This window comes from Microbacterium sp. LMI12-1-1.1, assembly GCF_040676455.1.
Lineage (GTDB): Bacteria > Actinomycetota > Actinomycetes > Actinomycetales > Microbacteriaceae > Microbacterium.
Window position 1 is genome coordinate 1,117,161 of the sequence record NZ_JBEGIA010000001.1, and the last position, 19,026, is coordinate 1,136,186.

General features: G+C 66.8%; 16 protein-coding genes. 6 read left to right on the plus strand and 10 right to left on the minus strand.

The features are described 5' to 3' along the window. Positions 1-549: 549 nt before the first annotated feature. The 9 genes from MRBLMI12_RS05390 to MRBLMI12_RS05430 all read right to left on the minus strand — a co-directional run bounded on the left by MRBLMI12_RS05390 (position 550) and on the right by MRBLMI12_RS05430 (position 8,380). Positions 550-1,329, minus strand: a complete 780-nt coding sequence (locus tag MRBLMI12_RS05390; RefSeq protein WP_363354543.1) for an NAD-dependent epimerase/dehydratase family protein — start codon at positions 1,327-1,329, stop codon at positions 550-552. Further along, complete coding sequence (locus MRBLMI12_RS05395; RefSeq protein ID WP_331907430.1) at positions 1,329-2,534, minus strand: hypothetical protein; 1,206 nt, start codon at positions 2,532-2,534, stop codon at positions 1,329-1,331. Before MRBLMI12_RS05395 ends, MRBLMI12_RS05390 begins: the two co-directional genes overlap by 1 nt. Continuing rightward, the gene (locus MRBLMI12_RS05400) at positions 2,531-2,803 is read right to left on the minus strand and encodes a hypothetical protein (protein ID WP_363354545.1); all 273 of its coding nucleotides are present in this window, start codon (positions 2,801-2,803) and stop codon (positions 2,531-2,533) included. Before MRBLMI12_RS05400 ends, MRBLMI12_RS05395 begins: the two co-directional genes overlap by 4 nt. Further along, a complete protein-coding gene (locus tag MRBLMI12_RS05405; protein WP_363354547.1) occupies positions 2,803-4,029 on the minus strand; it encodes an enolase C-terminal domain-like protein in 1,227 nt (408 codons plus the stop codon). The genes MRBLMI12_RS05400 and MRBLMI12_RS05405 overlap by 1 nt, the downstream gene beginning before the upstream one ends. Further along, positions 4,026-4,289 (minus strand): hypothetical protein, encoded by a 264-nt coding sequence (locus MRBLMI12_RS05410; protein WP_363354549.1) that lies wholly within the window; start codon positions 4,287-4,289, stop codon positions 4,026-4,028. Before MRBLMI12_RS05410 ends, MRBLMI12_RS05405 begins: the two co-directional genes overlap by 4 nt. Beyond that, complete coding sequence (locus MRBLMI12_RS05415; protein WP_363354551.1) at positions 4,286-5,299, minus strand: LacI family DNA-binding transcriptional regulator; 1,014 nt, start codon at positions 5,297-5,299, stop codon at positions 4,286-4,288. The genes MRBLMI12_RS05410 and MRBLMI12_RS05415 overlap by 4 nt, the downstream gene beginning before the upstream one ends. Before the next feature lie 57 nt (positions 5,300-5,356). Further along, complete coding sequence (locus MRBLMI12_RS05420) at positions 5,357-6,520, minus strand: ABC transporter substrate-binding protein (protein ID WP_363354553.1); 1,164 nt, start codon at positions 6,518-6,520, stop codon at positions 5,357-5,359. A gap of 187 nt (positions 6,521-6,707) precedes the next feature. Beyond that, positions 6,708-7,532, minus strand: coding sequence for a carbohydrate ABC transporter permease (locus MRBLMI12_RS05425; RefSeq protein ID WP_363354555.1), 825 nt, complete (start codon positions 7,530-7,532; stop codon positions 6,708-6,710). Further along, complete coding sequence (locus MRBLMI12_RS05430; protein ID WP_331907444.1) at positions 7,532-8,380, minus strand: carbohydrate ABC transporter permease; 849 nt, start codon at positions 8,378-8,380, stop codon at positions 7,532-7,534. The genes MRBLMI12_RS05425 and MRBLMI12_RS05430 overlap by 1 nt, the downstream gene beginning before the upstream one ends. A gap of 262 nt (positions 8,381-8,642) precedes the next feature. Between MRBLMI12_RS05430 and MRBLMI12_RS05435 the strand changes: the two genes are divergently transcribed. The 6 genes from MRBLMI12_RS05435 to MRBLMI12_RS05460 all read left to right on the plus strand — a co-directional run bounded on the left by MRBLMI12_RS05435 (position 8,643) and on the right by MRBLMI12_RS05460 (position 18,399). Beyond that, complete coding sequence (locus tag MRBLMI12_RS05435) at positions 8,643-9,545, plus strand: 5-dehydro-4-deoxyglucarate dehydratase (RefSeq protein ID WP_363355744.1); 903 nt, start codon at positions 8,643-8,645, stop codon at positions 9,543-9,545. Continuing rightward, positions 9,542-10,963, plus strand: coding sequence for an aldehyde dehydrogenase (NADP(+)) (locus MRBLMI12_RS05440; RefSeq protein ID WP_363354557.1), 1,422 nt, complete (start codon positions 9,542-9,544; stop codon positions 10,961-10,963). The genes MRBLMI12_RS05435 and MRBLMI12_RS05440 overlap by 4 nt, the downstream gene beginning before the upstream one ends. Then, entirely contained in the window at positions 10,960-11,907 is a 948-nt protein-coding gene (locus MRBLMI12_RS05445) for an N-acetylglucosamine kinase (RefSeq protein WP_363354559.1), read from the plus strand. The genes MRBLMI12_RS05440 and MRBLMI12_RS05445 overlap by 4 nt, the downstream gene beginning before the upstream one ends. A 291-nt stretch (positions 11,908-12,198) precedes the next feature. Further along, a complete protein-coding gene (locus MRBLMI12_RS05450; protein ID WP_363354561.1) occupies positions 12,199-15,042 on the plus strand; it encodes a hypothetical protein in 2,844 nt (947 codons plus the stop codon). Positions 15,043-15,258: 216 nt separating this feature from the next. After that, complete coding sequence (locus MRBLMI12_RS05455) at positions 15,259-16,869, plus strand: glycosyl hydrolase family 28 protein (protein ID WP_363354563.1); 1,611 nt, start codon at positions 15,259-15,261, stop codon at positions 16,867-16,869. 204 nt (positions 16,870-17,073) lie between these two features. Then, positions 17,074-18,399, plus strand: a complete 1,326-nt coding sequence (locus MRBLMI12_RS05460) for an L-fucose/L-arabinose isomerase family protein (RefSeq protein ID WP_363354565.1) — start codon at positions 17,074-17,076, stop codon at positions 18,397-18,399. 176 nt (positions 18,400-18,575) lie between these two features. On the opposite strand, the gene MRBLMI12_RS05465 is transcribed toward MRBLMI12_RS05460, so the two are convergent. Beyond that, entirely contained in the window at positions 18,576-18,953 is a 378-nt protein-coding gene (locus tag MRBLMI12_RS05465; protein WP_363354567.1) for a RidA family protein, read from the minus strand. Positions 18,954-19,026 lie beyond the last annotated feature (73 nt).

Genomic DNA, 19,026 nt, shown 5'->3' on the forward strand with positions numbered 1-19,026 from the left:
GAGCACGTCGAGCGCCGAGAACGCCTCGTCGAGCACAACGAACTCAGGCTCGAGGCAATCAGAACTGCGGCCTGGATACAGAAAAAGCCCCTCAGGGGGGCTTCTTCCGGTTACTGTCTCAACACAGTGCGCGCCCGAAGGGACTCGAACCCCTAACCTTCTGATCCGTAGTCAAGGGCTTCTCCGCCAGGATCCGCATGATGACGCGGAGCAAGGGGCCCGGTTCACACATTGGTGCACACATCGGCGCGCTGCCTGTTACTACGAGACCTACGCCGACATGCCGTGGGATTTGGCCCCACGGAGACTCGATCCATCGCCGTCCGTGTTGGCCGAGATCCCCGGAATCCCGCTGCTTGCGACGGGCGGTTAGCTGTTGCCGTTCCCTCGAATCGCTCCCGATCCAGATCATACGTACGCACGATGTGGGCACGAGATCTTCGGGCGCGGCCGACTCGCCAGCTCATCGGTCGCCGGGCTCTGTAGGGCCGCACGCCTATGCGCCTCACCGCAAGCCGTCGGCGGGTCCTCGTCCGTCGGCCCCGACCGTCAGCGGCTGGGCACCCCGCCGAGCGGCAGGTCAAGGAATGGCCCGCCGAGGGGTGACCGTGGGTCGGGCGGCTTCAGCATCCCGCCGTGGATCTCAGCGAGTCGTTGGACGGCGTCGTCTTCGGGCTGATAGCCGATACGCTTCCCCGCTTCGAGCGGGAACCAGGCGGGGCTGTTCGCTGAGACACCCCACACGAGGTGATGCCCCGGTGTGTCAAGCGCGACCACAGCCTCAATAAGCCGTGCCGTGTCGGCGACCGACAGCCACGTGGCGACCGTCCGGCCGGCGGACGGCTCCCGCCCGAACGTGCAGATGCGTGCCGAGACGACACACATCCCATACCGGTCGGCGAAGAGACTTCCCAGTGCCTCCATCGCCACCTTGCTGACCCCGTAATACGAGTCAGGACGAGACGCACGCACGTCGGCATCAGCACCGGTCAAATACCCGCCGGCATGGATGGAGCTCGCGAGCAGCACGCGCCGGACCCCCGCGTTGTGGGCGGCTTCCAGAACGCGCTTCGTCCCGTCGACGTTCACCTGGAGAAGGTCATCCCACGGCGCTTCGGTGGAAATCCCGGCGAAGTGCACCAGCGCGTCCGCGCCTTCCAGCACCCCGGCGAAGGTCTCCGCATCGGTGACCGAGCATCTGGTCCAGGTGCCGTCGGCGTGCTCGGGCACGTCAATGTCCACCAGCCGCAGCCGGTGGCGGCCGGCGAGCAGAGGGGTGACGGCCCGTCCCATGACGCCGGCTGCGCCGGTGACGACGACGGTCGCCATCAGGCGGTGAGGAGCCGGCGGGTTTCGTCGAGGCGCTCACGCGGGACGAACTGGCCGAAGGTGTCGTTGGCGAAGAAGGTCACCCCGTCGGTGAGGTGGCGGTGTGAGCGGAGCACTTCGCGCTGGTATTGGTAGCTGCGGATGTCGTCCAGGTGGGTGCGGTACGCGTACCAGGGGTCTACGAAGTCGACCGCGTAGAGCGTGCGCGCACGCATCCGGGCCTTGCTCTGCAGGTTCGGGATGATCTCGGTCCGCTCCACGAGGACGGCGAAGGTGGAGACGACGATCGCGTCCAGCGCGTCATAGCACTCGTCGGTCATGCCCCACACATCGCGTTCGACCTCCGCGCGCCAATAGCTGTCCATCCAGTAGATCTGGCGGTCGCCCATCGCTGCACGCAACCCGAGGAAGAACGCCCGGATCCCCTCCTGCCGTTCCGCGGTCAGCTCCGGCGCGTTCTTCGGATTCCAGAAGCCCAGCAGCCCGAACTGATTGCCGAGGAGTACTCCGTCCAATTCGAAGTCGGAGACGAACGCTGCCGTCTGACGCGCGACGAACTCGCCGGCGAGGGTGCCCACCGGGATACCTGCGGGCCAACCGGCGTAAGCCCGGGAGTCGGCGTTGAGCGGGAGGGTGACGTCGATGAGCCCGGGAATTTCGTGACCGCCGGCGTCGGCGCGAGCGGCTGCTACCTCCGGATGCCGGACGGTCTTCCATTCGCTGCGGCAGAACTCGGGGCCGGGCTCGAGGTATTCCAGCAGTCGCAGTTGCACACCGCGTCGGGCGGCTTCCTCACGAATGGTCGCGTAGATGTGAGCGAGCGAGCGGTAGTCCATCAGCTGTTCGGACAGCACCATCATCGGTCCCGCCGAGTACGGGTTCGCGGATCGCTCACCACCCTCGCGCACCCGGTCCAGCCAGTTGGCGTTGTGGTTGCGTATCGCCGTCTCGAACGTCTGCCCCGTGTCGGGGTCCCATGCGTACGCGTTGTACCGTGCCCAGTCGAAGGCGTCGTCCAGTCCGTCCGGTCCCCGCCAGTCCAACACGTGGTCGCCGTTGCCGGCACAAAAGACGATCGTCAGGTCGTTTCCGTCGATCCAGTCCGCATGGTGGTCGAAGAACGCTGCGACGCCGGTGCTGGGTTCGCGCAGATCGTCGAAGATCTTGGGGGTGACCCACAGGCAGACTTCGTGGGGGACGGTCATGAGATTCCTTTCACTGCGGTCAGTGCCGCGTCGAGTCGAGAAGTCGAGGCGAGGCCCGCGCGGTACACGAGAAGTTCGTTGGCGCCCGCCTGAAGTGCCGCCCACGCGTCGGTGAGCTCGGTGGCGGTGGGTGCCGGATCGTTGAGGATGGTGACGTGTGCGGCGGCGGCGCGCAACTGGGCGACGTCTTCGATACCTCGGCCGGCCAGCCAGCCGGCGGCGGGATCCCCGTCGATGTCCCACGGGAACAGGCTGAAGGTGACGCGCATCAGAATCGCGGCAGTCCTGCGTCGTAGCCGGGGTCGACCGACCGCATGTACCCGGTGTCATCACGGACCGTTCGTCCGGACTCGACGTAGGCGCGATGGAGCCGTTCCACGGCGTCGCGGCGCAGCTCGACGCCCAGGCCGGGTCCGTCGGGCACGGCGAGAGCACCGTCCCGGAATGAGAACGTGCCGTCGTGGACGATGTCATCACGCACGTTCCACGGATAGTGGGTGTCGCTGGCGTATGTGAGGGCCTCAGATGCGGCGGCCACGTGTGTCATCGCAGCCAAAGACACCCCGAGGTGGGAGTTGGAGTGCATGGATACGCCCAGCCCAGCCGCAGCGCACTCGCGGGCAAGGTCCAGTGCGCTGGACAGACCACCCCAATAGTGATGGTCGGCCAGGACGATGTCCAACGCCGTCGCGGCGACGACTTCGTCGAGGTCTTCCAGCGTATTGACGATCATGTTGCTGGCCAGCGGCAGAGAGGTCGACTCGCGCACGCGCGCCATCGCCGGGATCGACAGCACCGGATCCTCCAGGTAATCGAGGACGCCTTCGAGCGCGGCCGCCGCCCGGAGGGCGGTGGGTTCGGTCCACGCGCCGTTCGGATCGATGCGCAAGGGCACGTCCGGGAACGCCGCCTGCAGCGCCTGGATCGCGGCGACCTCCTGTTCAGGCCCGAAGACGCCCGCCTTGAGCTTGAGGGACCCGAACCCGTACTCGTTCACCATGGTGCGCGCGAGCTTGACGACGTCGTCCGCGCTGAGGACGCCGCCCCAATCGTCGGTGGGGCGACCCGGGTGGCCCGGCCATTTGTAAAAGAGGTAGCCGGCGTAGTCAACGCGTTCCCGTACCGCTCCGCCCAACAGGTCCACGACCCGGACCCCTTCCAGACGGGCCCAGGCGTCAACCGCAGCAACGTCGAACGGTGACCGCGCGATGTTGCGCTCTACGAGCGGCGTGTCGGGGCCGAGCACAGACAGCACCACTTCGGTGATGTCCTCCGGAGAATCCACCCGCGTGCCGATGAGGTGCGGAGCGATGGCTCGAAGCCGGTTGAGCAGTGTCAGATCTCCGCCCGCTTCGCCGAGGCCGGTCGTCCCGTCTTCGGTGGTGAGCACCACGAGGCTGCGCAGCGCCAGCGGTTCATGCACGCCCCACGTGTTCAGAAGCGGAGGATCGGAGAATGCCAGCGGAATGACTTCGACTGCGGTGATGCGGCTCATCGCGGCACCACCGTGTCGAGCCCGAGAGGGGCAGGAAGGCGGCGCGCCCCCTCCCCCTCCCGGACGGAGGTTCCCGTCAGAACGGACGTGAAGGTCCGCCCCAGCGGCTGGTCGGGGTTGCGGGCGAGGTCGGTCAACCGCCCAGCCATCAGGTCGTGTCCGTCCTGGTTCGGATGGAGGTCGTCGCGGCGCTCGATGTCTACCGCGCCGAAGATGGCGGCCTCGAGCGCGTCCGGGGAGACGGTGTGCACTCGGGTCATCCCTCCTGCAGGGACGTGGCACGCACCATCAGCTGCGGGGCGTACAACTCGGCGGCTGAGTCGCCGACGGGGTCGAGGTTGAGCACCTGCCGGACGGCGGCAGCGCCCATCTTGTTGCCGGCGTGACGGATGCTGGTCAGCGGGACGATGGCGTACTCGGCGAACTCTATGTCGTCGTAGCCGACAAGGGAGACCTGCTCCGGGATGCGGACTCCTGCGGCGATCAGTTTGTGCATGAGGCCGAGAGCGAGCAGGTCGTTCCCGGCGAAGATGCCGTCCGGCAGCTGTCCGCGCTGGAGCAGCTGCTCGCCGATCTCCTCACCGGCCCGGACCGTCTGCAGCGGTACCGAGATGGTCTCCAGCTGAACCGGCTGGGGCGCGGATGCGATGGCGTCCCGCGCTCCGTCGCGGCGGTCGGCGACCTGCGGGTGAGGGCCCCCGACGAACAACAGCCGACGGCGTCCCTGCGCGATGAGGTGCTCGGTCGCCAGTCGTCCGCCGCGGCGTCCATCACCGCTGATGGAGGGGTACACCATCTCGGCCTGCGGCTTGCCCAGCACGACAAAGGGAGTCCCCTTCTGGCGGAGTTCGACCAGTTCCTCGGGTACTGAGCCCACGGGTGCGATGAGGACGCCGTTGACCTGCTGAGATTCGAAGAATCGCACGTACTGCCGTTCACGCTCCGCGTTGTCGTCGGCGTTGGCGAGCAGAATGAACATGCCGTGTCGGGCCGCTTCCTCCTCAGCGCCAGAAGCCAGTTCTGCGAAGACGGGGTTGCGGCTGTTGGCGACAACAAGACCCAGCGCCTGGCTGCGGCCGACGCGAAGTCGCCGGGCCGCGTCGTTGCGAACGTAGCCCAGTTCGGCGATGGACGCCTGCACTCGGGCGAGCATCTCATCGGAGAGCCGGGTGGGCTGAGTGAGGGCGTAGGAGACTGTGGCTCGGGACACACCGGCGTGCTTGGCGACGTCGCTCACCGTCACGGTCTGTCGGGTGATCTCGGGGGTCATGATGTCTCCTGATGGGGTGGGCAGGCCGGCCCGCGAGCCGGCCTGCCCCGATGATGGTCATCCCTCGGCGAACGCCGCGTCCATGCGCTCGAGCACCTCGGTGGTACTGATGGTGCCGTTGAACAGCTCCTGGATCGAAGTCAGGTGCTCGCTCTGCACCTTCGGGTTCGGCCAGAACACGTCCGGGAAGGGACGGTCGCGCCCATCGGCCTGGTACTCCGCGACCGCCGCGAGCACCGGGCCCGTCTCGAAGTCCTCCGACGGCAGCGCCGGCGCTGCGCCGGACTCGGTGGCGTAGATCGCCTGGCCCTCGCTGGAGGCGAGGAACTCGACGAACTTCTTCGCCAGCTCCGGCTCCTTGGCATCGGCGTTGATCGCGTACTCGATACCGACGGACACCGGCAGGTAGGTGTCAGCCGGGTCGTCGGTAGCGGGCACCGGCGTCATCGAGAACGTCGTTCCCTCCGCGGCGTACTGCGCCGCGTTCGCGGCGGCAGAGGTGACCTGGATGGCACCCAGCGCGGTGCCCTCGCCCAGGCTCGTCATCTGCTCGTCGTAGCCCACACCGTTGGGGTCGTCGTTGAAGCAGCCACCGTCACGCATCTCGGCGTACTGGTCCATGGCGGTCTGCCACTCCGAGTCCACGAACGTGGCCGAACCGTCCAGCTGCTGCTCGGTGAAGTCAGCGTCCGGACCGTAGACCAGCGTGGAAGTGAGCGCATACGGCACGAGTTGCGTGGTCCACGCCGACTTCAGGCCGAGCGCAAAGGCGACCTTACCCTTCTCCTTCGCCGCCGTGCAGAACTCGAGGACCTCGCTCCACGTGCTCGGAGGCGTGAGCCCCGCCTCCTCGAGCGCCTGGTCGTTCCACACCGCGCCGATTCCGACGACGGTGACCGGAATGCCCACCAGGGTGCCGTCGCTGTTGACCGATACCGAACGCTGCGAGTCGCTGAGCTCGCCGGCCCACGACTCGTCCTCCAGCGACATCAGCAGGTCGTCGTCTCCGAGGGTGCGCACCGCGGTGGCGTTGCCCCCACCGGGCCAGATCCGGAACACGTCAGGCGCCGTGCCCGCGGACAACTGCGTGCGCAGCGTCTGCTGGTAGGCGGCATCGTCGTTGGCGAACGTCGCCTTCACCGTGACGCCGGGGTTGGCTTCCTCGAACGCATCGATGACAGCCTGCGCAGGCGCCTCACCGGCCGCAGTGAAGGTGAGCACCTTGCCCCCTCCCTCCGCTCCAGTGGTGGTGTTGGTCGAGCAGCCAGCCAGCGCCAGCGCAACGACTGCGGCCGAAGCTAGCGCAACAGTGCGCCGCTGTGCCGTTGTAGAACTCATCTTTCCTCCTTTGGAAGTGGGCAGGTGCCCGGGTGCATGTGATGCGCGCCGCTGGGAAGGTGTCGGGACACTATCCCTTGAGCCCTCCCGCAAAACCCTTGATGACGTACTTCTGCAGCGAGAAGTAGACGACAAGGATCGGGATGACGGTTATGACCAGCCCCGCGAAGATCAGGGGCCACACGGTGACGTACTGGCTGACGAAGCTGTAAATGGCCACGGGAGCGGTAGTGTTGCCGCTTCCGGACAGGTACAGCAGCGGCACGAAGAACTCGTTCCAGATACCCACCAGGTTCAAGATGATGACGGTCCCTGTGACGGGCCGCACCAACGGGAACACGACGCTGACGAATGCGCGGGTCGGCCCGCAGCCGTCCAGAAGCGCCGCCTCCTCGTAGTCCATCGGCAGCTCTCGCAGGAACGTCGTGTACAGGAAGATGGAGAAGGGCATGCCGGTGCCGACGTTGATCAGGATGACCGCCCAGAGCGACCCGATGAGCCCGAGGTCACGCAGCGTCGTGTACAGCGGCAGCAGCGCCAGCTGCGCCGGGACGATGAGACCGCCGATGAAGAGGTAGAACGTCAATCGCGACCACGACCGTGTCACTCGCGCCAGCGGGTACGCAGCAAGCGCCGACACAACGACGATCAGGGCGACGCTGATGACCGCGATGAAGGTGCTGTTGGCCAGCGCACTGCCGAGGGCGGCCTGGTTCCACGCCTGGACGTAGTTATCCAGGGTCGGCGGCCAGGCGAAGGAAAGGGCGCCGGTACCGCTGTTCATCGGCTTGAGGGAGACGTTCACCAGCGCGACCAGCGGGATGGCGAAGATGATGGCAGCGAGAATCAGCGCGATTTCGCGCACCAGGGTCGTGGCCGTGTAGCGACGGTACATCAGTTGGCCTTCCTCAGCGTGAGCCGGTACTGGACGGCAGCCAGCCCCGCAATGAGCACGGTCATCACCACAGCCAGCGCTGTCGAGAACGGATACTCACCGAAGGCGAACGCGTTCTTGTAGATGAGTGTGGAGATGGTCTCCGTTGCAGTCCCCGGCCCGCCGCCGGTCATTGCGACCACCTGGTCGAACTGCTTGAGACCGCCGATGAGGGACAGCATCACGTTGATGACGATGGCGCCGTTGAGCAGAGGAAAGATCACGCTGCGGAAGCGCCGCCAGGGCCCTGCCCCGTCGATGACTGCGGCCTCCATGATCTCGTCCGGGATGGCCTGAAGCCCGGCGAGGAAGATCACCATCGAGTACCCGGAGAACTGCCAGACGATGGCCACGATGATGGAGCCCAGCGCGAACCGCGGGTCGCCGAGCCAGTCTTGGGCGAGGGCCCCCAGCCCGACCGCGCGCAACGCTTCGTTGACGGCGCCGCTGGGTGAGAGCAGGTAGCTCCACACGTACCCGGCGACCAGCGGCGTAAGAACGACCGGGGCGAAGAAGATGACGCGCAGCACGTAGCGCGACTTGACCATCGTGTTCACGCCGAGCGCGAGCGCGAGTCCGATGGCGTTCTGCACGACGGTGGCCACCACCGCCAGGATGATGGTGTTGATGAGCGCGGCCTGCGCGGCGCGGTCGGTGAACACGTCGGCGAAGTTCTCGAACCCGACGAAGCTCCAGTCGTCGCCGAGCCCGTTCCAGTCGGTGAATGAGAAGAAGCCGCCTCGGAAACTCGGCACCACCACGATGAACAGGTAGATCGCCAGTGCCGGCACCACGAACCACCACGGCACGCTGACCCCCGCGCGACGCGCTCGACGCGAGGTCGAGTCCCTGGAACGAGGGGGTGCGCTCGGGAGTTCGGCGGGGGGCGCCTCGCTAGTCATCCAGACCACTTTGTCTACTTCCGTCTGCGATCCGCTTGACACGTGGATCGATTCACAAGACACTCTATACACAGCCGCCCCGGATCGCGCAAGCGAAATTCTGCAGCGCTGTGAATCGATCCACCAATTAGCCGCCGAGCGGCGGCATATGTCGAAACGAGGTCTCCCTGTGCAACTGCACGGAGTGCTGTTCTTTCCTGTGACACCTTTCGACTCGTCCGGCGAAGTCGCCGTGCCTGTTCTCGAGCGTCATCTGTCCGACGCGCTCCCCTTCGGGCCCGGAGCGGTGTTTCCTGCGTGCGGGACGGGGGAGTTCCATGCCCTGGACGCGTCGGAGTACGACACCGTCGTGGGCGCCACGGTCGACGTCGTGGACGGCTCCGTTCCGGTCATCGCCGGTGCGGGCGGGCCGCTCGGTCACGCGCGCGCTGTGGCGCGTGGGGCGCAGGAGGCGGGAGCAGACGCGCTGCTGGTGCTGCCGCCATACCTCGTCGCCGCACCCCAGGCAGGGCTCGTCGCCTACGTCCGTTCGGTTGCTGACGCGACGGACCTTCCGGTCGTCGTTTATCACCGCGGACTCGGTGCGTTCACGCCCGAGTCCATCGCGGAGCTGCTCGGCGACCCTCGCGTCATCGGGGTGAAGGATGGCGTGGGCGACATCGCCGCCACGCAGCGGTTTACCCTGGCTGCGCAGCAGGTTGGGCGCGACGACGTGCTCTTCTTCAATGGGCTGCTCACAGCCGAACTGAGCCAGCGTGCTTATCAGGCCATCGGCGTGCCGCACTACTCGTCCGCGGCTTTCGCGATGGCGCCAGCGGTCGCCACAGCGTTCTTCCACGCGTACCAAGACGGAGATCAGGGCCGCGTGGATGAAATCCTCGCCGGGTTCTACGAGCCGCTGGTGACGTTGCGAGACCGTGTGCCCGGATACGGCGTGTCGCTCATTAAAGCCGGACTTCGTGCGCGCGGACTGGATGTCGGAGGCGTCAGGCCACCGCTCACCGATCCGTCGCCGTCCGACCAGCTCGAGCTCGAACGGATCCTCGCCGCCGGAGAGGACCTGGTTCGATGAGCGTCGACAGCGCGATGACGGAAGCTGCGGGCGCAACGGTCGCGGCCGCGGCCGCGACCGACCGCGAGCGTGCGGACTGGCTGCGGACGGTCGCCGACGCCTTGGACGCGAACGCGGTGGATCTGGTCACGCTGGCGGATGAGGAAACGCAGCTGGGGGAAGCTCGGCTGTTCGGCGAAGTAACGCGCACCACCAGCCAGCTCCGACTGTTCGCGGAGGTGGTCACCGAAGGTTCCTACATCGAGGCCGTCATCGACCACGCCCGCCCCGAGGCGACGCCACCGCTGCCCGACCTTCGTCGGTTGCTTCGGCCGCTGGGGCCTGTGGCCGTCTTCGCCGCGTCGAACTTCCCGTTCGCCTTCTCGGTAGCAGGAGGAGACACCGCCTCCGCCCTCGCGGTCGGCTGCCCTGTTGTCGTGAAGGCGCATCCGGCTCACCCGAAACTGTCACGCCGGACCGCCGCGATCGTCGAGCGGGCACTGCAGGGCGCCGGTGCACCCTCGGGGGTCTTCGGGATGGTCGAAGGCTTCGACTCCGGTCCCGCGCTGGTGCAGCACCGGGCAACAACAGCGGTGGCTTTCACCGGTTCGACCGCCGGGGGCCGCGCGCTGTTCGATCTTGCCGTGGGAAGGCCAGACCCCATCCCCTTCCACGGCGAGCTGGGAAGCATCAACCCGGTCGTGATCTTCCCCGCAGCCGATGAGGCGCGGGGGGCGGAGCTGGCCGCCGGGCTGGTGGCGTCGCTGAGCCTGGGTGCCGGCCAGTTTTGCACCAAGCCGGGTGTCGTCTTCGTGCCGCGAGACTCCAACACCGAGACCGCCATTGACGTCGAGGCCACAGCACCTCCGATGCTCACCCCCGCTATCCGGGCTGCCTTCGACCGCGGCGTGGACGAGCTGCTCGCCACACCCGGGGTCGACCTCATCGCCGGCGGCCGCGGCGCCCCGTTGGTGCTCGCTGCGGACGCGGCGACTGTCATCGCCAACCCGTTGCTCCTGCGCACGGAGGTGTTCGGCGCGGTCACGCTGCTCGTGCGGTACGACGACGCCTCACTGACCGGCGCCCTGGAATGCCTGGAGGCGAGCCTGACCGCCACCGTCCACGCAGAGTCCGCTGACGACGTCCGCGACATCGTGACAAAGCTGGAGCATCTGGCCGGGCGTGTGCTGTTCGACGGATGGCCGACCGGTGTGGCCGTGACCTGGTCTCAGCATCATGGCGGGCCATGGCCGGCGACGACATCGCAGTTCACCTCCGTGGGCGCCACCGCGGTGCGGCGGTTCCTGCGCCCGATTGCGTACCAGAGTGCGCCAGAAGAGCTCCTCCCGCCTGCCCTCCGAGAGCACAACCCGCTCGGGATTCCTCGACGCGTCGATGGAGTGCTCGAGCCTGCCACCGCGGGTGAGGTGCGGTCGTGACCGCCCCCGCAGGCACGTTGTGCGTCGACGCCGGACAGACCGGCATCAAGCTGCGGCTGCGGGATGGCCTCCACGTCTTCCAGCTGACGGCCCCCGGTGTTCGCACGCACAGCCCGCTCGCCGACCAGCTGGCCGACGCGGTTCACCGCGCGGCCCAGCAGTGGGACCGCCCCATCGACACCGTCGCCGCCGGAGTGTCCGGACTTACCGACGACGCCCGCGAAGGACGTGAGCTCCTGGCACGCCTGGAGCCCGCCGGAGTGGGGCGGGTGGTGATAGCCCACGACTCTGTGACGTCCTACCTCGGGGCGCTCGGCGCCGGCACGGGCGCGGTCATCGCCGCTGGGACCGGTGTGGTCACCCTCGCCGTCGGTCCCCGCACGGTGGCCCGCGTCGACGGCTGGGGCAACATCATGGGCGACGCCGGCAGCGGGCACTGGATCGGCCGGGCCGGCTTGGAGGCGGCCATGCGCGCGTACGACGGCCGAGCGACGCCGACACGTCTCTTGGAGATGCTCTCCGAGCGCTGGCCCGACCCTGAAACCGCGTACATCGAGCTGCAGAGCGATCCGGATCGGGTTCGGGTCATCGCGTCCTTCGCCCAGCAGGTCGTCGAACTCGCCACGGTCGACTCCACCGCCGCCACGATCTGTCGTGCTGCGGCTCGTGAACTGTCCGTGTCCGTGGGCGCCGGGCTGCGCCGGGTGCGGGGCGGACCGGAGGCGTGGCCCGACGGACCCGAGGTTGCCGCCATCGGTGGCATCTTCGGCGCCGACGTGATTCGGCACCCGTTCGAGCGCCTGCTGCGAGCGTCGTGGCCGAACGTCGTCGTCGCCGTGCCGCGGGGCTCTGGCCTGGATGGCGTCCAGGCGCTGCCCGCACTCCCCGCCGACCACCCGCTGCGCGACCGAGTCACCAACTGCGCCAGCGCAGGAACCCGCTAGTCGGTCTGAGCCCACCCCCATCCACCCATCCATTCACCAGCTGATTCCACAAAGAGGTGTGTCATGTCGTTCCTCCCGCGTGCCGGTCGAGTTGTCGCGGCCGCAGTCGTCGCCGCTCTCGCGGTTACACCACTGCCTGCGACGGTGTTCGCCAGCCAATCTGTCCCGCAATCGACGCTCGCGTGGCCGGTGTCGGGTCCGCTGCCGGAGGTCGCGTCTGTTCAGGGCCACACGATTGAACTGGCGTCGTTCGACGGAGTGGAGCAGGACGTTGCTCCCTATCTCGGAAACGTGGCACGACTGGCCAACTCGGTCCACGACGACTCCGCCACCAACTACGGTTTCATCACATGCGGATGCTGGCGAGCCGGGCAAGGCCCGAACGACGCGCGCGTGATGGAGAACGTGCTCACCCTGGGCTACTTCTACACCACCGACACACCGTGGAATCCGTACTTCCACGACGAGGCACTCGGGCTGCGGTTCAACGCAGCCGTGCAGTTCCTGCTCACCCGGCAGAACTCTGACGGCTCCTTCCCCCAGGGCGGTGGCGACGTGAATTCGCGAGCGGCCACCGGGTTCGCCCTCGAACTCTACGCGGAGCTTCTCGACCTGCTCGAACACGATGCCACCATCGACCCTCTGCTGCCGGAGACGCTCACCGGGTCCCTGGAGCGGGCGGCATGGTGGTTCCTCGAAGACGCCGAGGTGTGGGGTCCGCACGGCGACCAGTTCGCCAATCAGGTCGCCAGCGGGCTGGTCGGAATCTCGAACCTGCTCGAGCGTTTCGACGACCCGGCACTGCGAGCACGGTTCGAAGAGCGCCTCGCCGAACACCGCACAGTGTCGCAGAGCGAAGCAGGCTTCTACCGGGACGGAACGGTCGCCCACCGCTACAGCCTGGAGGTCGAATCCGAAGACCTCGCCGGTTGGGGCGATGACGCCACCCGTGGAGTCATCGACGAGATGCAGACCGCCTACATGGACTGGGCGCAGTACCACCTCCTCTACGACCAGGAACTCGATGGCTTCTTCATCAATACCGCCACCGACTCCCGTCACCGCGGCTGGAACTACGCCGACCAGATCCCCATCGGCGCAAACCACCTCTGGTCGGCCATCGTGCCGCAGGCGAACGCCTATGGTCGCACCGCCGAGGACGTCGCTGAAGAACGGGCCGCCTTCGCGGCGGGAACGTGGGAGACCACCGTCGCCCCGAGGATTGCCGCTGCGTGGTCGTACATGGATCCAGCACTGGTGCGAGATGTCATCCTCGGGGAGGAGCATTACCCCTCAGCGGCTGAGCGGTTGGCCGCGATTGACACCCTGCACCCCTTCGCCGCAGGCGAATACACGGAGTACCGTGCAGACTCGCTTCTCGGCCAGGAGTTCGTGTTCGCCAAGCGAGACCAGTACGTCACGGCCCTGTCGTTCGGGAAGCATGTGAACACCCAGTACGGCTTCTGGGACAACCAGCGGTTTGGCCTCAACTATCTCTACGACCCACAGATGGGCGTCGTGATTCAGAGCCAGAACGCGCCGGCGGTCGGAGCGCCTCGCACACGACCGGCAAGCGCGGAGTTGTCGTGGGGCACGGGGCGCGTGGTCGGCGGGGTCTTCCGAATGGACGCGTACGACCAGCCGGTGCCCAGCTACTCGCTTGCCGGAGCGGTGGCTGATCCCGCCGATGTCAGCGCAACCGACACGCTCGAGGTGAGCTACGCACCTTCGGATGGCACCGTCACGAAGAAGGTCACTTTGGGTGAGGAGCTGGGAGTCTCGGTGGCGACGACTGGGGCGTTCTTCGAGCGCATCCCCCTCATCGTCGGCGCGGACGATGAACTCCTCTGGGACGACGGCACACCGCTCGCCCTCGGGAGCGCTGCCCCTTCCCCCGAAGATGCGCAGGGCCTCATCCTCCATCGCGACGGTCGAAGCCTCGAGATCACGTGGAACGGCGGCGACTCGGCGACCATCCGCCCCACCTCCTTCCCTGTTGCGGGCGGAGAGCGGACCCTGCACGTGCTCGACATCAACGCCACGGACACGCTGGACTACTCCCTGCGGGTTGCCGACGACCGGTGCCCGGCCTCGAACCCGGCTGCCACCGTGCTCATCGGGACGACAGACACGGGCGTGGCCAACATCGACGACGGCAACGGATGCACCATCAATGACCTGCTCCGAGTCGAGGAGCAGTGGGCGAGCCACGGCGACTTCGTCGCCCACGTCACCCAGGTGCTCGATCCTCTCGCGACGCAGGGACGCCTGACGTCGAAGGACAAGTCCCGTGTCGTGCGCGCGGCCGCCCAGTCCGACGTCGGAAAGGACCGAGTCATCGTGACGCCCGCCTCGGAGTCCGCGACCGCGGGTAGCGAGCTCGTCCTCACCCTGTCAGGCAATCGCGTCGGCGCATTCACCGTAGACGGACCGTGCCTGGTAGCGCCTGCTTCTGTCACAGGTGCCAGTGAGGTGACAGTGACCATCCGGGAGACGTTCCTGCCCGGAGACTGCGCGCTCGCCATCCGCAGCGAACTGACGTCCGGGACAGTCGAACAAGACGAAGTGCTGTTGACTATCGTTCCCGCCGCCGACGGCACCGTGTTCACGGACACCTTCTCGTCGCCGGCGGCGACAGAGTCAGCGTGGACCAACGTGGACGGCGTGTGGTCTGCCACCGAGGGTGTGTTCCGGCAGAGCGACACAACTCGAACCGGGTGGCGTTCGGTCGTGGACGGGCTGCGGGTCGCGAACGGGTCCGTGGAGGTGGACCTCACCTTCCGGAGCACCGCCACCTCGACCGCGTTCGCGGGCGTCCAGCTGCGCACCACGACTCCCGGCGACGCGTATACCACCAGCGGTTACCTGGTCTATGTGCGTCAGAACGGGTCGGTGGACATCTTCCGCGCCGGCCAGGGCGTCATCTCCAGCGGGACCGGGACGCCGCTGAGCGGTGGCACCCGCCTACGAGTGGAGGCGGACGGGGCGACATTGCGGGTGTTCGTCGGCGAAGAAGCCGCACCGCGCGCCACTGTCACCGACCCCAACCCGGTCACGGCAGCGGGATTTGTGCAACTGATCACCGGGCGTGCGGCAGTGGATTTCGACAACGTCCGAGTGCGACAGACCAACTGACCAGGCCGGGGATCGGGAGGCGCCGGACGAGATTCGTTCCGGCGCCTCCCGTTCGTGTGCCCGATATTGCACGACCTGCTCTTGCGCGAAGCAGTTGTTGACCCGCCATGAGCCTCCCCTGTAGGCTCACAGAGTTGTGAATCGATTCACACACGGGCTCGATGTTGAGGACCCACGCCTTGCGCCGTCGAATCGCGGTCCAAGAAGGAAGTGACAATGAGGCCACTGATCCGGCTGTCCACGGCTGTGGTGGGCGTACTCGCGGCGGCATTGCTCGTCGCCCTGCCCGCCCCGGCGGCGCTCGCGGCGCCCGCACCACTGGACATCTACCCACTGCAGTCGACGTACCCCGCCTCTCCAGACTTCGCCCTCACCGTCAACGGGCAGAACGTTCCGGTGCAGGATTACGCCGGGTACGACATCGCCCAGTTCGCGATGGGCGCCGGAGAAGCGGCCATCTCTATCCGCAAGGTCAACAACACCAACATCGGCTCCTACTCCATCAGCCCCCTCAAGCTCGGACTGACTGGTTCGGTCTCGGGGCCGACGCTGAACTTCACGGTCACCAAAGACGAGTACCTCATCGTGAAGATCGATGGTCGCCCCGACCTGGTTATCGCCATCGACCCGCTCGAAACGGGCCGGCCGGCGTCCAGCGGCACGGGGATCTTCAATGTCACGGCGGCGCCTTACTCCGCCTCCCCCGGTGCCCAGTACTCCACATCCGCCTTCCAGAACGCCCTCAACGACGCTGCGGCGTGGGGGTCAGCCAACGCCAGTCAGGGTACCGTCTACGTGCCGGCCGGGGTGTGGACTCTTGGGACGCTGTACCTCCGGTCGAATCTGCGCCTCTACCTCGCCCCTGGGGCGGTCCTCAAATACACCGGCGACCGCGCCCACTACGACGTGCATTGGAAGAAGCTGTCACAGAACCGGGACGTGACGTGGTTCCTGTCGACGAGGTACTCCACGACCAACATCTCCATCACCGGTCGCGGGATCATCGACGGGAACGGGATGGCCTCGCTGCAGCCGGGCAACCTCGGTGTGAACCTGCTGGTGCCGATCTATACCGACCAGTTCACGGTGGACGGGATCACTTTTCGGGAGTCCAGCAGCTGGGCCATCATGCCCACCCGCTCGAGCAACATGACCTTCCGTAACATCAAGATGTTCAACAGATTCGACATGGGCGAGAACGACGGGATCGACGTGATGGAGTCCACCAACGTCACCGTGACCAATGCGATGGGCATCGGCCTGGACGACCCGTTCAGCACCAAGACGTGGGCCAACCACATCGACCTGTTCAAGAACGTTCCCGGTTCGCCTCGCCCGCTCGAGAACGTCACCTTCGACGATCTGGTGAGCTGGACCCACTGTTACGGGTTGAAGGTCGGTCAGGGCGTGTTCCAGCAGCAGCTCAATGTGACCTTCCGCAACGCCACGATCTACGATGCCTCCGTAGGTGTCGGGATCCACCATAAGTACGGCGCGGCGGGCGCAGTCAGCATTCAATTCGAGGACATCGACATCGAGCGTGTGCAACACAGCGCCTGCGGTGATGGCAACCGAACATGGATGGCACTGTGGACCGGCGCGACCGCCGAGGGTATCGGGCCTGTCACTGATGTCGACCTCACTCGTATCCGGGTGCGCGACGCCGGCACGACGCCCGCGAGGATCACTGGCGTCAGCGGGGCACCTATCACGGACGTCAAGTTTGAGGCGATTCGCATGCCGGGTAGCACGACGACGGCGACAACCTTGCAGCAGATGAACGTGACGAACGTCACTGACGCATCCAATATCCAGATCGTCCCGTAGCGACGACGTTGCGGGCCAGGATGCTTCGCCCATAGGATTGGGGTGGGTGTGAATCGATTCACACCCACCCCAATCAACTCCATCTGAAGGTCGACGATGCCCACACTGGTGAACGCACTGTTAGAGCCGAGGACCCGTCGCAAGCCGCGCATCGGCCTCGTCGCAGGCGGACTGGGCACTTACTGGCCACAGTTTCCAGGCCTCTTGCCGCAGCTGCAAGAGTCCGCGGCCTACGTCTCCCAGCGGTTCCAGCAGATGGATGCCGAGGTCACCGACGTCGGATTCATCTCCGACGCGCACGAGGGCGCGGCTGCCGCCGAGAAACTGCGCCAAGCGGACTGCGACCTCATCGTGCTGTTTCTGACCACCTACCTCACTAGCTCGATGGTGCTGCCGATAGCCCAGCGATCGCATGCGCCCGTCCTGGTCATCGACCTGCAGCCCACCGAGAAAATGGATCACGCGAGCTTCGACACCGGTGCGTGGCTCGCATACTGCGGGCAGTGCCCGGTGCCGGAGGTCGGGAACGTGTTCCGTCGAGCGGGTATCCCATTCCGGTCGGTGTCGGGATACCTGCGGCAGGAACCGGCGTGGGAGCGCATCTCCCGCTGGATCAGCGCCGCCCACGTCCGAGCGGCATTGCGGCATGCGCGCCACGGGCTGATGGGACACCTTTATCCGGGCATGCTGGATGTGTCGACGGATCTGACGCTCCTACCTGCGACCTTCGGCTCCCACGTCGAGGTGCTGGAGTTCGACGATCTGAGGGTGCGTGCGGATACGGTCTCCGAGAGGGAGGTCGCCGAACGGATGGCTCTGGCGCGAGAGCTCTTCACCATCGACGAGTCCGTGGCTGACGATGACTTCGCGTGGGGTGCGCGAGTGTCCGTTGCGCTGGATCGCCTGGTCGACGACTTCGAGTTGGACACGCTCGCCTACTATCACCGCGGCCTCGACGGGGAACAGCATGAGCGACTCGGGGCCGGCATGATCCTCGGTGCCTCGCTGCTCACGGCACGCGGCGTCCCGGCAACCGGTGAGTTCGAGCTGCGGACCACGCTGGCGCAACTGGCTACCCAGGTCATCGGCGCCGGGGGTTCCTTCTGCGAGATCCAGGCACTGAACTTCGTAGACGGCGTCGTCGAGATGGGTCACGACGGACCCGCCCACCTGGCGGTCTCCAGCCGCGATCCCTTGCTGCGCGGCCTCGGCGTCTACCACGGCAAGCGCGGATGGGGTGTCTCCGTCGAGTTCGACGTGCAGCACGGGCCGGTCACACTGCTCGGACTCGGCCAAGACGCCGACGGCTCCCTGACCTTCATCACCTCCGAAGGAGAAGTCGTGGACGGCCCGCTCCTGGAGATCGGGAACACGACCAGCCGCGTCGACTTCGGCCGCGACCCGGGTGAGTGGGTGGACGAGTGGTCCGCGACCGGCGTCGGTCACCACTGGTCCCTGTCGGTAGGTCACCGCGCAGCCGACTATCAGGCCGCGGCGTCGCTGCTCGGAATCGGCTATCGGCACGTATAACCAGTTCACCCGCATCGTCGCGCAATGCAACGGGCAGCTCCGTCGCACCTCGCGTTAGCGGCGAGCAACTGAGAAGCGTGGCCCGCGGCCGGTGCGCTCGCGGACTCGTAGGGTGTCCCGCTCCGATGGATCTGCCGAAGGCAACGGCGGACGCGAGCGCCACCGCGCGTTCGACGCTAGCCCACGGCTGCGACGGCGGTGATCTCGATACGCAGTCCGGCGGGCAGGAGTGACCCGATCGTCGCCCGCGCGGGGCGCGCGTCGCGCGGCAGCACGCGGTCCCACACAGAATTCATGAGTGGCCCGTGCGAGAGATCCGCAAGGTAAACGGTGACTGACAGGAGGCGACCAGCGGCGGACCCGGCCCCCTCGGCCTCGGTGATGACGTTGCGCAGGCACGCCTCTATCTCCTCTTCGATGTCTTCAGGGATGGCGCCGGCTCCATCGACCGTGCCCAGGACGCCCGAGAGGTAGGCCACTCCGCCGTGGACGACGGCGTGCGGCATCAGTGGGTTGGCGAACAGGTTGGGGATACGTATGCGTTCGATGGTCATGGGTCCTCGCAGACGGGTGTCGGATGAGTCGGTCAGCAGTGGATGAGGGCGGCTGGTTCCAGATGAGATGGCG